The following is a 12,822-nucleotide window of genomic DNA, read 5'->3' on the forward strand; positions in this document are numbered from 1 at the left end:
AATAATAATTGCAGCCCATTTGAATTTGTATAGTAAGGCGCTAAAAAAATACATAGTAATGGTAAAGTGAAAAAAACAAAAGTGAAAGGATTGATAAGTAATTGTAAAATACATATCACCTCGCAAGTTTTGTATTTATTTCTAATTATATGTTAAAAAGGGAAATGTTTCATATTGACCATAAATATTCTAACTATTTCGACTGTGAATATTTCCAAGCTTGTCCGTATAAGCTAAAATAAGGTATATAGTATTTTGATGATTATGTTATAAGAAGATAAACACGTTAGGGTGATATAAAATGTGGCGGAAGCTTACCATTATTGTAGTTTTACTTTGTTTAGCGGGATATGCAGCTTATGAACAGTTTGGTAAAGAGGATCAAGTAATGCAAGAAAAGCCTGCCAAAAGTGAAGCTGCTATGAAAGAGATTTTCGCAAGGAACGGTATTGAAATTGGAAAGAGCGCACCAGATTTTGAATTAGCAAAGATAGATGGAACGAATGTAAAGTTATCCGATTTAAAAGGAAAGAAAGTTATTTTAAACTTTTGGGCAACGTGGTGTGGGCCTTGTCAGCAAGAAATGCCTGATATGGAGGCCTTTTATAAAGAACATAAAGAAAACGTAGAAATTTTAGCTATAAACTATACTCCTTCAGAAAAAGGAGGGGGAGAAGAAAAGGTAAAGAACTTCGCTAAAGAAAAAGGAATTACTTTTCCTATTTTATTGGACAAGAACATTGATGTGACAACAGCGTATAAAGTAATTACCATTCCAACTTCTTATTTTATTGATACAGAAGGTGTTATTCAAGATAAGTTTATTGGACCGATGACGCAAAAAGAAATGGAGAAACGGATTGCTAAATTAAAATAACGGTGAAAAGGTGGAGATGGAATATAATCATTTCTGCCTTTTCTTTTTCAAGTAGTGAAAGCTTCGTGATATGATAAAAGAAATATAAATGTTTAGAGATAAAGGAGTGTCTGGAGTGGGGAATGTATCCTTACCGTTAGATTATGTTGTAATTGATTTTGAAACAACAGGATTTAACCCTTATAATGATAAAATTATTCAAGTTGCAGCAGTGAAATATTGTAATCATGAACTAGTAGATCAATTTGTATCGTATGTGAATCCAGAGCGTCCAATTCCGAGCCGAATTACGAGTTTAACAGGTATTACGAATTATCGTGTTTCAGACGCACCAACAATTGCAGAAGTATTGCCTTTGTTTTTGGCATTTCTAGATACAAATATTATCGTGGCACATAATGCTTCTTTTGATATGCGTTTTTTAAAGAGTAATGTAAATATGCTTGGACTACCTGAGCCTAAAAATAACGTTATTGATACTGTGTTTTTAGCGAAAAAATATATGAAGCATGCGCCTAATCACAAACTTGAAACGTTAAAACGAATGCTTGGAATTCGCTTAAGTTCTCATAATGCATTTGACGACTGTATTACGTGTGCGGCTGTTTATCAAAAATGTGCAGCCGTTGAAGAAGAAGGAAAAAGAAAAGCGAATAAGGAAGTACTTGATGAAACAGCGGTATTTGAAGCGGTAAAAGAAATGCTTGTACGAAATAAACGTGATATTGAGTGGATTCGTTGTATGAATGTTGGGAGTTATTTAGATATAAAAGCTTTTTACCCAATTATAAGGTTAAAGGTCAAAGGGCGAAAGAAATATGTGTTAACAGAAAAAATGGAAGACGATGTAAGAGAAATTTGTACGAGCTTAACATACGAGGCAGCATTGAAAAGTGAGATTGGCAACACGAGAATTATGATTGACAGTGTAGAGGACATTTTGAAGCTAGAGAGCTACATTGTAGCAGAATACGATTCTGTATTACGAGCGCTGGATGAATATAGAGCAAATAAAGTAAATGCGGATGAAGAAATTAAAAAATATTTAAATACGATGGTGTAAAAAATACCATGTGCAATATATGCGCATGGTATTTTTTATCAAAACATAAAATTTTCTTGCAAATCTGATTAAAGAGTTTTTCATTTGCTCATACTATGTAATAAGAAAGCGTAGAAGAAAGGGTGAGCAACATGAGAAGAAGTCGCCGTAGATCGTTTGAAGAACTTGTAAATGAAAATAAACAACAATTATTAAGCGATCGTGATGCAATGGATCGAATTGAAAAACGAATTGAAAAACGTTATGAAATGAAACTTTTTAAGCAGGCTGAATAATTCTTAACACTAGTACGATACTAGTGTTAAGGAGGCGATAGTAATGGGTAATCCGAAAAAGAATTCAAAAGACTTTGCACCAAATCAAATTGGAACACAATCGAAAAAAGCTGGTGGCAATAAAGGGAAGCAAATGCAAGACCAAACTGGCAAACAACCAATTGTTGATAACGGTTAAAAAAAGGAGAATGTCATCATTCTCCTTTTTGTGTGTTTGGATAATATTATAAAAATATTTAAAAAGCTGACTTTCGTCAGCCTTTTTTCGTAATTGTAAAGTTTTCAACGAGTAAACGCCAATTTTGTGGGAATGGTAGACCAATCTTCCAGTAACTAATACCACCAATGCCTTGTTCTTTCATTAAATTGAATTTACTTTGAATAGACCTCGAATCTTCAAACCAAACCTCGTGTTGTACGCCGTTTTCATCAAAGTAATTAAAATGTGGAGCTTGGGCTGTGAAATCATAGCGGATAGGAACATTGTATTTACGAGCAAGTGCAACAGCTGCGACAGAGCTAACTGCTTTTGCGGGTGGATTCCCTTGTTTGAACGGAAGTTTCCAATCAAATCCATATAAATTTTGCCCCATCATAATTTTTTGTGGAGGCATTTGAGATTTTGCATATTGAAGTACTTCTTTCACAGGACCAATAGGGGAAATCGCCATTGGTGGGCCACCTTGCCAACCCCAGTCGTATGTCATAATGACGACGAAATCAACAATTTGTCCTTGTGCTTTATAATCGTGAGCCTCAAAAAATTTCCCTTTTTGATTGGAACTTGTTTTCGGTACAAGCGTTGTACTTAATGTGTACCCGCTAGGTAAGCGTGTTTTCACATTTCGTAAAAAACGATTATAGGCTTCGCGATCTTCAGGTGCCACACTCTCGAAATCGAAATGAATGTCTCGCATGCCATATTTTTCAGCTGTTTGCAAAATGTTAGTAATAAACTTGTTTTGAATTGTTGCATCGCGTAAAATAACCGAGGTCAGATCGGCACTGAAATTTCCATTTTCGATATTTGTAATAACGAGCATAGGGATGGTTTTACCTTGCGTTGCAATATTAGCGATTTTCGCTGTTTCGGTTGGTTCTTTTAATGTACCGTCTCTTTTTGCTTCAAAACTAAAGTAGGCTAAATATGTTAAAAATGGGTTGATAGCACGTGTAGCAGTTACTAAACTTTCTTTTATCGGTATTGTTGAAGGTTGTAAATAAGCAATGGATTCTACTGCTCGTTTTGTTCCTTTCGGTATATATAATTGCTGTCCGACATGGAGAATAGATTTTAATGAAAGGTTATTAACTTTAGCTAAACTGGCGAGAGGAACGTTATACGTTTGAGAAATTCGATAAAGGCTGTCGCCAGGCTGTACATAATAATTATTGCCTTTCGTATTAACGATAAGTGCCTGACCAACAACGAGTGTTTCGGCTGGATTTAGTCCATTGTCTTTTACAATCTCTTCAGGTGTAGATCCATATTTTGAGGCTAAACTATATACGCTATCACCGCTACGAACAGTTACAATTTGAATCATGTGCTTGCCCCTTTCGGTAAAAGATTCACTGTTTTTATTTTATTTTTGATTCCACTGTATTATGATTAAATGTATGCAAGGGAACAGAAGTGAAAGAAGGCGAATAGAAATGTTTGTAGCAGAACATGAAGTTGAAATCCGTTATGCGGAAACAGATCAAATGGGTGTTGTTTACCATTCAAACTATTTAGTGTGGCTTGAACTAGGGCGCACGAAACTTATACAAGATTTAGGATTTTCATATGTTGAAATGGAGAAAGAGGGAATTATTTCTCCTGTGTTAGACTTACAAATTTCATATCGTAAAGCGATGCGTTATGGAGAAAAAGCTATTGTGAAAACGTGGGTTGATACTGTGAGCCCGCTCCGCGTTGTATATGGATATGAAATTTATAATGGTGATGGCGAACTTTGTATTACTGCAAGCACGACGAATATTTGTGCGAAAAAAGAAGGGTTCCGCCCTGTATCATTTAAAAAATTATATCCTGAGTGGTATGCGAAATATGAGGAAATTAAAAAGAAATAAAAAAGCGTGGCAGAAGCCACGCTTTTTTATTTTTCATAATTAAATTGAGGGAAATCATCACCGTCGTTAAGTGTAACTAATAAATTATGTCCATCGAAGAACCACTCATCATCGCTTTCAATAAAGAAGTTAATACCTTCTTCTTGAGTTTGAACAGCAGGGTGCGCAGGGTCATCTTTACGAATACCTAAAGAAAGTCCTTTTTGCACAGTACTGCAACCGCCGTATTGTACGAAAAGGCGTATTGTTTCACCCGATTGTAAGTTTAATTCGTTTTTATACCATTGTGCTGCTTCTTTTGTTACGGAAAGATTCATGTATAGTTCCTCCAAATTATGTTGCTTTTTCTTTTAGTATAAAAAATAACGCAAAAAGACGCTATTAATATGCTTCACGTTTTCTTTTTGCGTTATGTGGGTTACGATCTTATTTTTGCTTTTTTGAAAAGTTTGCTTTTGGTTCAGTTTTATTTATAATTCGTCCGATATTTGCACGGTGTTTATAAATAACCATACCTGCTAATAAACACATCGCAATAATGAAGATTTTATCCCCGCTAACAATGGATGCAATAACAGCAACGACAGCTGTTATCATAGAAGAAAGTGATACGTATCTTGTTGTAAATAAAAGGCTGAAAAAGACAACAGCTAATATTGCAAAAACAACTGGTGAATAGCATAATAGCACCCCAGCAGAAGTTGCAACTGCTTTCCCCCCGCGGAATTTTGCGAAGATCGGATAGACATGTCCAAGAACAGCGGCTAATCCAAACCATAGTGGGTGAATATCTGACCCGAAAATAATCGGTAGACCTGTTGCTAATGTACCTTTTAAAATGTCAGCAATTGTTACGATAAAACCTGCTTTTTTCCCTAATGTACGGAATGTATTTGTTCCGCCTAGATTACCGCTTCCATGCTCACGAATGTCGATTCCATAACCAATTTTTCCAACGACTAATGCAAATGGAATCGAACCGAGTAGATAGGCAACGATAAATAAAAGATATGTAATAACCATGAGTTCAGTCTCCTTTATACAAATGTGTTGATAAAGGGTAAAAAGAGTTTTTCCCATTTATTGTACCATACATTTGTAAAGAGCACATTTCTTTTTTATAAATGAAAAAGTCATTAATTTTTAAAAAAACTTTCACAGGAATGTTACATTTTTCACAGGAACAGAAGAACTATATGTTGTATGATTTTAATCAAAAGACAACAACATGTTGGTGGAGGGTTATGAATGTTGAAACAAAATGTACGTGGAGAAGAATTAATGAAAGTATTTGAGACAATTATCCACGGTAATGAACAAGATTTAATGCAGGAAAATGCAAATGTAGATGGTCGATCTCCGATGGGAGTAATGGGAACGTTCGCATCTGAGAGCGCAAAGTATTATGCAGTAGAAAAATTATTATCAGATCAAGTGAAAAAAGCGATAGATCAAAATATATTATATCCACATGATTTAGATTTTTATGCAACAGGAACGACGACTTGTTCGCAAATTCCGTTAGCGCAAATGCTAGCTAACGGTTTTCATACTGGCCATGGACATATGAGACAACCGCAAGACATTAAAAGTGCGTTGGCGCTTTCTTCAATTATTTTTCAGGCGAATCAAAATATGCAGCACGGTGGTCAATCGTTTGCACTCTTTGATATTGATTTAGCTCCATATGTGAGAAAAACAGTAAAGAGACATAAAAAACGACTACAGTCATATCCGCTTACGAAAGAACAAATAGAGGAATTTGCATGGAAAGAGACAGAAAATGATACGTATCAGGCGTGTGAGGCTTTCGTTCATAATTCAAATAGTATGCATAGTAGGGGCGGGGGACAAGTACCATTTATTTCTATTAACTACGGAACAGACACATCGAAAGAGGGAAGACTTTTAATTAAGCAACTTTTAAAAGCGACGCAAGCTGGACTTGGTAAAGGGGAAACACCGATTTTTCCTATTCAAATTTTCAAAATGAAAAAAGGCGTGAACTTTGAAGAGTGTGATCCGAACTATGATTTATTTGAATTAGCGTTAGAAACGACCGCTGAGCGATTATTCCCTAACTTTTCGTTTTTAGATGCTCCGTTTAATGCTGTGCATTATGACGGTCGACCTGAAAGTGAAGTATGTTATATGGGGTGCCGTACTCGTGTTATGTCTAATATACATGGGGAAGAAACAGCAATTGGAAGAGGGAATTTATCGTTTACTTCTATTAATTTAGTGAAATTAGCGCTAATTAGTGGTTCAAAAGAAGCGTTTTTTGAAGCGCTAAGTTATTATTTAGATTTAGGCGTTAAGCAATTATTAGAGAGATTTGCTTATCAATGTACAAAGAGAGCAAGAGATTTTCAGTTCTTATATTCACAAGGTGTATGGCGCGGTGGAGAGACGTTACAACCTGAAGATGCTGTGGCACCGATTTTAAAACAAGGGACGTTAAGTCTTGGTTTTATCGGTCTTGCAGAATGTTTAGTAGCGTTAACTGGAAAGCATCATGGAGAAAATGAAGAATCGTGGAAGCTTGGATATGAAATTATTTCCTTTATGAGAGAGAGAATGGATAAGGCGATGGAAGAACATCAACTCAATTTCTCTGTAATTGCAACGCCAGCAGAAGGGTTATCAGGAAAGTTTGTGAAAAAAGATAGAGAAGAATTTGGTGTAATTAGCGGTGTGACAAATCATAATTATTATACAAATTCGTTCCATGTACCGGTGTATTACAATATTCAAGCGATAGATAAAATTCGATTAGAAGGACCGTTCCACGCTCTTTGTAATGGCGGACATATTACGTACATTGAACTAGATGGTGCAGCTGTGCATAATCAAAAAGCGTTAAAGCAAATTGTACAAGCGATGGCGCAGTACGGAGTGGGGTACGGTTCAATTAACCATCCTGTTGATCGTTGTAAGTGCTGTAGTTATCATGGCATTATCGGGAATGAATGTCCGAGTTGCGGGAATGAAGATGAGAATGAAATAGAAAGAATTCGCCGCATAACAGGATATCTTGTTGGAGATATGTCAAAGTGGAATAGCGCGAAACGTAGTGAAGAGATGGATCGGGTGAAGCATAAATGAAAGTTATGAATATTATTCATGATAGTGTAGTAGATGGAGAAGGGTTGCGGACAGTCGTGTTTTTTGCGGGCTGTCCGCATCGTTGTTTCGGATGCCATAACCCGAAATCTTGGAATGTTTGCAATGGAACTGAAATGACGGTAGAAGAAATTGTGAAAGAGATTGAAAGTAATTCATTAACAGATGTAACATTTTCAGGTGGAGATCCATTCTTCCAAGCTGCTGAAGTGAAAAAAGTAGCAAAAGCTGTGCAAGATTTGAAAAAAAATCTATGGATGTATACAGGTTATACGTTAGAAGAGATACAGAGTTCTCGAAATAATGATATGATAGAGTTGTTACAGTATGGGGATGTTTTAGTCGATGGAAGATTTGAAATCGAGAAAAAAGATTTAACACTTCCATTTCGCGGAAGCTCCAATCAACGTATTATTCGATTGAAAGAGTAAAAAGGCGGGATAGATTATATGAATAAAACAGTATTACTTGTTGAAGATGAAAGAAGATTACGTGAAATTGTTAGTGATTATTTTCGTAATGAAGGCTTTGAAGTAATCGAAGCGGAAGATGGAAAAAAAGCGCTAGAATTATTTGCTGAACATACAATTGATTTAATTATGTTAGATATTATGTTACCAGAAATAGATGGTTGGTCTGTTTGTAGACGAATTAGAAAAGAGTCAGCGGTACCAATTATTATGCTGACAGCACGTTCTGATGAGGATGATACATTACTAGGCTTTGAACTAGGGGCAGATGAGTATGTAACAAAACCTTTTAGTCCGAAAGTGTTAGTAGCTCGTGCAAAGACGTTATTGAAACGTGCGGATGGAGCAGTAGGAGTATCAGAAGAAAATACTATGTCTTTAGCTGGAATAGAAGTGAATCGACTATCTAGAACAGTTTTAGTAGATGGTGAAGAAATTATATTGACACATAAGGAGTTTGAACTTCTTGTTTATTTAATGGAGAACAAAGGAATTGTGTTGTCACGTCAACATTTATTAGATCAGTTATGGGGATATGATTACTACGGTGATGACCGAACAGTTGATACACATATTAAAAAACTGCGAAATAAGCTAGGAGATAAGGCGAAGCATATCGGCACTGTTATTCGAGTAGGTTACAAATTCGAAGAATAACCTTTAAGCTACTATGCATCCCGGCTTTGGGATATAGCAAATTTACACTCTCCTTTGTAGGTGGAATGTACAAAAAATACGTTTCTTGTCTACAATGGTAGATAGGAGTATTTTTTTAATTGGATTTCACGATGAGTTCACAAGAAGGACACAAAATGTGACTATACTGAAAGTACGAATTCACCAGGGAGGGGAAATAAAACATGGGATATTACGACGGACCGAATTTGAATGAAGAGCATAGTGAAACGAGAGAAGTGAAAAAATCAGGTAGTAAAAAAGGATATTTTTTCACAGGTTTAGTTGGAGCTGTAGTCGGGGCGGTTTCGATTAGTTTTGCAGCACCGTACATGCCATGGGTGCAAAATAATGATGCAGCTGTTTCGTCATTCAATTCTAATAAACAAGTAGAAGGAACTGTAGTTCCAGTTGTAAATAAAGCGAAAAATGAAACTGATTTACCGGGAATGATCGAAGGCGCGAAGGATGTTGTTGTAGGTGTGATTAATATGCAACAAAGTGTTGATCCATTTGCGATGCAACCGACAGGTCAAGAACAAACAGCTGGTACAGGCTCAGGTGTTATTTATAAAAAAGCAGGAAATAAAGCATATATCGTAACAAATAACCACGTAGTAGATGGTGCAAATAAACTTGCCGTTAAACTAAGCGATGGAAAGCAAGTCGATGCAAAATTAGTTGGTAAGGACCCTTGGTTGGACTTAGCTGTTGTAGAGATTGATGGATCTAATGTGAATAAAGTTGCAAGTTTAGGTGATTCCAGTAAAATCCGTGCGGGTGAAAAAGCAATTGCAATCGGTAATCCATTAGGATTTGATGGAAGTGTAACGGAGGGTATCATCAGTAGTAAAGAGCGTGAAATTCCAGTTGATATTGATGGTGATAAACGTCCTGATTGGCAAGCACAAGTTATTCAAACAGATGCAGCGATTAACCCTGGTAACAGTGGTGGTGCACTATTTAACCAAAACGGTGAGGTAATCGGTATTAACTCAAGTAAAATAGCTCAGCAATCAGTAGAGGGTATTGGTTTTGCAATTCCAATTAACATTGCAAAACCAGTTATTGAATCACTTGAAAAAGATGGAGTGGTGAAACGTCCAGCACTAGGAGTCGGTGTCGTTTCATTAGAAGATGTGCAAGCTTATGCAGTAAATCAATTGAAAGTACCGAAAGAAGTAACAAACGGCGTTGTATTAAGTAAAATTTATCCAATATCACCTGCAGAAAAAGCTGGTTTAGAGCAATATGATATAGTAGTAGCGTTAGATGATCAAAAAGTAGAAAATTCACTTCAATTCCGTAAATATTTATATGAAAAGAAAAAAGTAGGCGAGAAAGTAGAAGTTACATTCTATCGCAATGGTCAAAAAATGACGAAATCAGCTACGTTAGCAGATAATTCAGCTACTAAGAATCAATAATCGGAATAAAAGAAAGTCTCTTTCATGTTGAAAGAGACTTTCTTTATCGGATATACTAAAGAAATAGGAGGGATTAATTATGGCAATTGAAAACCCAACTCGTACGGAAATTGGTGAAGTATTAAAGAAAAGTAAAACGATTGCAGTTGTTGGATTATCAGATAAGCCAGAACGCACATCGTATATGGTTTCAAAAGCAATGCAAGATGCTGGGTACCGCATTATTCCAGTAAATCCAACAGTAGATGAAGTACTCGGAGAAAAGGCGGTTTCTTCACTGACGGATATTAAAGAACATGTTGATATTGTAAATGTGTTTCGTCGCTCAGAATTTTTAAAGGATGTTGCGGAAGAGTTTGTAGAGATTGATGCAGATGTTTTCTGGGCACAATTAGGAGTACAAGATGAAGATACATATAAACTTTTACAAGAAAAAGGCTACACAGTAATAATGGATCGTTGCATTAAAGTAGAGCATGTAATGACAAAATAGTATAGATTTTAAAGATAGAAAGATTGATTCAGCCCTCGCTTTTTACATAAGTAGGGCGGATGAACGAGGTGTTCATCATGAGATTTTTTAAAGGCTGTTTTTGGGGATTATTACTTGTTATCCCATTTTGGATATTGATCATTTGGATCATGATAAAGGTTTGGAATGTATAATGTTGGAATACATATCCATTTCTCGTTGACAAACGATTATTTTTCTGAAATAGTAGCCTAGAGGAATCCTTGTGAAAAAAACAAGGATTTTTCTATTGAAAATAGTATATAAAAGAGATAAGATAACTTGCCAAAACTATAGTCGAGGCGTTATTCTATAATAGAAACATATGTTCTGATTTGATTAGGAAAGGGGCAAGGAGTTTGGCGAAGCATCAGTTCCAATATAATGAAGATGCAATTCAAGTGTTAGAAGGACTTGAAGCCGTTCGAAAACGCCCGGGTATGTATATCGGGAGTACGGATAGCCGTGGATTGCATCATTTAGTATATGAAATAGTAGATAACTCCGTTGATGAAGCATTAGCGGGATTTGGCGACGAAATTTCTGTCGTAATACATAAAGATAATAGTATTAGCGTAATTGATAAAGGGCGAGGAATGCCTACGGGAATGCATAAGCTTGGAAAGCCGACACCTGAAGTTATCTTAACTGTACTTCATGCTGGTGGTAAGTTTGGCCAAGGAGGCTATAAAACGAGTGGTGGTTTACACGGTGTTGGGGCATCAGTTGTAAACGCCTTATCAGAATGGCTAGTAGTAACGATTAAGCGAGATGGTAGCATTTATGAACAACGCTTTGAAAATGGTGGTACTCCTGCAACGACGTTAGAGAAAATCGGGAAAACGAAAGAGTCTGGTACAACGATGCACTTCAAACCAGATACAACTATTTTCAGCACAACAAATTATAATTATGAAACATTATGTGAGAGATTACGTGAATCTGCATTCTTATTAAAAGGAATGAAAATCTCGATAAAAGATGAACGTAATGATTTAGAAGATGTGTTTCATTATGAAACAGGAATTGAGGCTTTCGTTTCATACTTAAACGAAGAGAAAGATTCGATTCATCCAGTTGTATATTTCTCGGGTGAGCAAAATGGAATTGAAGCAGAGTTAGCGTTTCAGTTTAATGATGGTTACTCAGAAAACATTCTTTCGTTTGTAAATAATGTACGTACAAAAGACGGTGGTACACACGAAGCTGGATTTAAAACGGCAATGACACGTGTGTTCAATGAGTATGCTCGTAAAGTTTCTTTATTAAAAGAAAAAGACAAAAATTTAGAGGGTACAGATATTCGAGAAGGATTAGCTTCGATTGTTTCTGTACGTGTACCAGAAGACGTACTCCAGTTTGAAGGGCAAACGAAAGGGAAACTAGGTACAAGTGAAGCTCGTTCTTCAATTGATGCAATTGTATCTGAGCATTTAGCTTACTTTTTAGAAGAAAACCCGGATGTAGCTACACTTCTTGTGAGAAAGGCAATTAAAGCAGCACAAGCACGCGAGGCTGCTCGTAAAGCGAGAGAAGAAGCGCGTACTGGTAAGAAGAAGAAAAAATCAGAAGGTACTTTAAGCGGGAAGTTAACACCTGCACAATCACGTAATCCTCAGAAAAACGAATTGTATTTAGTAGAGGGTGACTCGGCTGGTGGTTCAGCAAAGCAAGGGCGAGATCGTCGTTTCCAAGCGGTACTACCATTACGTGGTAAAGTAATTAACACGGAAAAAGCAAAGCTTGCTGATATTTTTAAGAATGAAGAGATCAATACGATTATTTACGCAATTGGCGGCGGCGTAGGGAATGAGTTCGCTGTTGAAGATATTAACTACGATAAAGTTGTTATTATGACTGATGCAGATACGGATGGAGCACATATTCAAGTGTTACTACTGACGTTCTTCTACCGTTATATGAAACCACTTATTGAAGCTGGTAAAGTATTTATCGCACTTCCACCTTTATATAAAGTAAGTAAAGGAAAAGGGAAAAGTGAAGTAATTGAATATGCATGGTCTGATGAAGAATTAGGTGATGTAACGAAAAAGGTCGGTAAAGGCTACATGTTGCAGCGCTATAAAGGACTTGGCGAAATGAATGCCGATCAATTATGGGAAACAACGATGAACCCTGAAACACGTACGTTAATACGTGTGAAAATTGACGATGCATCAAGAGCTGAGCGCCGAGTTACGACGTTGATGGGGGATAAAGTAGAACCTCGCCGTAAATGGATTGAGCGTAATGTACAATTTGGTATGCAAGAAGAAGGAAATATTTTAGAAAATGAAATGATTATGGAGACGGAGGTGGAATAAC

General features: G+C 36.4%; 14 protein-coding genes. 11 read left to right on the forward strand and 3 right to left on the reverse strand.

Annotated features, from left to right (window positions below; all coding sequences use genetic code 11):
* Positions 1–301 precede the first annotated feature (301 nt).
* The 4 genes from ABH959_RS12860 to sspN all read left to right on the forward strand — a co-directional run bounded on the left by ABH959_RS12860 (position 302) and on the right by sspN (position 2,393).
* The gene (locus ABH959_RS12860; RefSeq protein WP_061689982.1) at positions 302–877 is read left to right on the forward strand and encodes a TlpA family protein disulfide reductase; all 576 of its coding nucleotides are present in this window, start codon (positions 302–304) and stop codon (positions 875–877) included.
* A 115-nt stretch (positions 878–992) separates the two neighbouring features.
* Positions 993–1,940 (forward strand): 3'-5' exonuclease, encoded by a 948-nt coding sequence (locus ABH959_RS12865; RefSeq protein WP_002190374.1) that lies wholly within the window; start codon positions 993–995, stop codon positions 1,938–1,940.
* Positions 1,941–2,071: 131 nt separating this feature from the next.
* Complete coding sequence (locus ABH959_RS12870) at positions 2,072–2,215, forward strand: FbpB family small basic protein (protein WP_002014298.1); 144 nt, start codon at positions 2,072–2,074, stop codon at positions 2,213–2,215.
* 43 nt (positions 2,216–2,258) lie between these two features.
* Positions 2,259–2,393, forward strand: a complete 135-nt coding sequence (gene sspN / locus ABH959_RS12875) for an acid-soluble spore protein SspN (RefSeq protein ID WP_000527988.1) — start codon at positions 2,259–2,261, stop codon at positions 2,391–2,393.
* A 76-nt stretch (positions 2,394–2,469) separates the two neighbouring features.
* On the opposite strand, the gene ABH959_RS12880 is transcribed toward sspN, so the two are convergent.
* Positions 2,470–3,762 (reverse strand): glycoside hydrolase family 18 protein, encoded by a 1,293-nt coding sequence (locus ABH959_RS12880; RefSeq protein WP_002014302.1) that lies wholly within the window; start codon positions 3,760–3,762, stop codon positions 2,470–2,472.
* A gap of 109 nt (positions 3,763–3,871) precedes the next feature.
* Here ABH959_RS12880 and ABH959_RS12885 point away from each other — a divergent pair, with 109 nt between their 5' ends.
* Positions 3,872–4,291, forward strand: coding sequence for an acyl-CoA thioesterase (locus tag ABH959_RS12885; protein WP_000495812.1), 420 nt, complete (start codon positions 3,872–3,874; stop codon positions 4,289–4,291).
* Between the two features lie 26 nt (positions 4,292–4,317).
* Here ABH959_RS12885 and ABH959_RS12890 read toward each other — a convergent pair whose 3' ends face one another.
* A complete protein-coding gene (locus tag ABH959_RS12890; RefSeq protein WP_002014303.1) occupies positions 4,318–4,608 on the reverse strand; it encodes a HesB/YadR/YfhF family protein in 291 nt (96 codons plus the stop codon).
* A 109-nt stretch (positions 4,609–4,717) separates the two neighbouring features.
* On the reverse strand, positions 4,718–5,314 hold the full coding sequence (gene plsY, locus ABH959_RS12895) for a glycerol-3-phosphate 1-O-acyltransferase PlsY (protein ID WP_002014306.1): 597 nt from the start codon (positions 5,312–5,314) through the stop codon (positions 4,718–4,720).
* A gap of 225 nt (positions 5,315–5,539) precedes the next feature.
* Between plsY and ABH959_RS12900 the strand changes: the two genes are divergently transcribed.
* From ABH959_RS12900 to parE, 6 genes are all read left to right on the forward strand, one after another.
* The gene (locus tag ABH959_RS12900) at positions 5,540–7,396 is read left to right on the forward strand and encodes an anaerobic ribonucleoside triphosphate reductase (protein WP_328009876.1); all 1,857 of its coding nucleotides are present in this window, start codon (positions 5,540–5,542) and stop codon (positions 7,394–7,396) included.
* On the forward strand, positions 7,393–7,845 hold the full coding sequence (gene nrdG / locus ABH959_RS12905; protein WP_016092073.1) for an anaerobic ribonucleoside-triphosphate reductase activating protein: 453 nt from the start codon (positions 7,393–7,395) through the stop codon (positions 7,843–7,845). Before ABH959_RS12900 ends, nrdG begins: the two co-directional genes overlap by 4 nt.
* 18 nt (positions 7,846–7,863) lie before the next feature.
* Positions 7,864–8,541, forward strand: a complete 678-nt coding sequence (locus ABH959_RS12910) for a response regulator transcription factor (protein WP_002087776.1) — start codon at positions 7,864–7,866, stop codon at positions 8,539–8,541.
* 203 nt (positions 8,542–8,744) lie between these two features.
* A complete protein-coding gene (locus tag ABH959_RS12915; protein ID WP_404492674.1) occupies positions 8,745–9,986 on the forward strand; it encodes a S1C family serine protease in 1,242 nt (413 codons plus the stop codon).
* 79 nt (positions 9,987–10,065) lie between these two features.
* On the forward strand, positions 10,066–10,479 hold the full coding sequence (locus tag ABH959_RS12920) for a CoA-binding protein (protein ID WP_016092071.1): 414 nt from the start codon (positions 10,066–10,068) through the stop codon (positions 10,477–10,479).
* Between the two features lie 377 nt (positions 10,480–10,856).
* Positions 10,857–12,821 carry a DNA topoisomerase IV subunit B gene (parE, locus tag ABH959_RS12925; RefSeq protein WP_002014314.1) on the forward strand — a complete coding sequence of 655 codons (1,965 nt, stop codon included), beginning with the start codon at positions 10,857–10,859 and terminating at the stop codon, positions 12,819–12,821.
* Position 12,822: the final 1 nt, after the last annotated feature.

This window comes from Bacillus sp. RC51 (genome assembly GCF_044908115.1).
Classification (GTDB): domain Bacteria; phylum Bacillota; class Bacilli; order Bacillales; family Bacillaceae_G; genus Bacillus_A; species Bacillus_A mycoides.

Excerpts from the sequence above, each read along its gene's own strand:
- ABH959_RS12900 (WP_328009876.1), top strand. The coding sequence starts at position 5,540 with ATGTTGAAACAAAATGTACGTGGAGAAGAATTAATGAAAGTATTTGAG.
- ABH959_RS12860 (WP_061689982.1), top strand. The coding sequence starts at position 302 with ATGTGGCGGAAGCTTACCATTATTGTAGTTTTACTTTGTTTAGCGGGA.
- ABH959_RS12885 (WP_000495812.1), top strand. The coding sequence starts at position 3,872 with ATGTTTGTAGCAGAACATGAAGTTGAAATCCGTTATGCGGAAACAGAT.
- ABH959_RS12890 (WP_002014303.1), bottom strand. The coding sequence starts at position 4,608 with ATGAATCTTTCCGTAACAAAAGAAGCAGCACAATGGTATAAAAACGAA.
- sspN (WP_000527988.1), top strand. The coding sequence starts at position 2,259 with ATGGGTAATCCGAAAAAGAATTCAAAAGACTTTGCACCAAATCAAATT.
- ABH959_RS12870 (WP_002014298.1), top strand. The coding sequence starts at position 2,072 with ATGAGAAGAAGTCGCCGTAGATCGTTTGAAGAACTTGTAAATGAAAAT.
- ABH959_RS12880 (WP_002014302.1), bottom strand. The coding sequence starts at position 3,762 with ATGATTCAAATTGTAACTGTTCGTAGCGGTGATAGCGTATATAGTTTA.
- plsY (WP_002014306.1), bottom strand. The coding sequence starts at position 5,314 with ATGGTTATTACATATCTTTTATTTATCGTTGCCTATCTACTCGGTTCG.
- ABH959_RS12920 (WP_016092071.1), top strand. The coding sequence starts at position 10,066 with ATGGCAATTGAAAACCCAACTCGTACGGAAATTGGTGAAGTATTAAAG.
- nrdG (WP_016092073.1), top strand. The coding sequence starts at position 7,393 with ATGAAAGTTATGAATATTATTCATGATAGTGTAGTAGATGGAGAAGGG.
- ABH959_RS12915 (WP_404492674.1), top strand. The coding sequence starts at position 8,745 with ATGGGATATTACGACGGACCGAATTTGAATGAAGAGCATAGTGAAACG.
- ABH959_RS12910 (WP_002087776.1), top strand. The coding sequence starts at position 7,864 with ATGAATAAAACAGTATTACTTGTTGAAGATGAAAGAAGATTACGTGAA.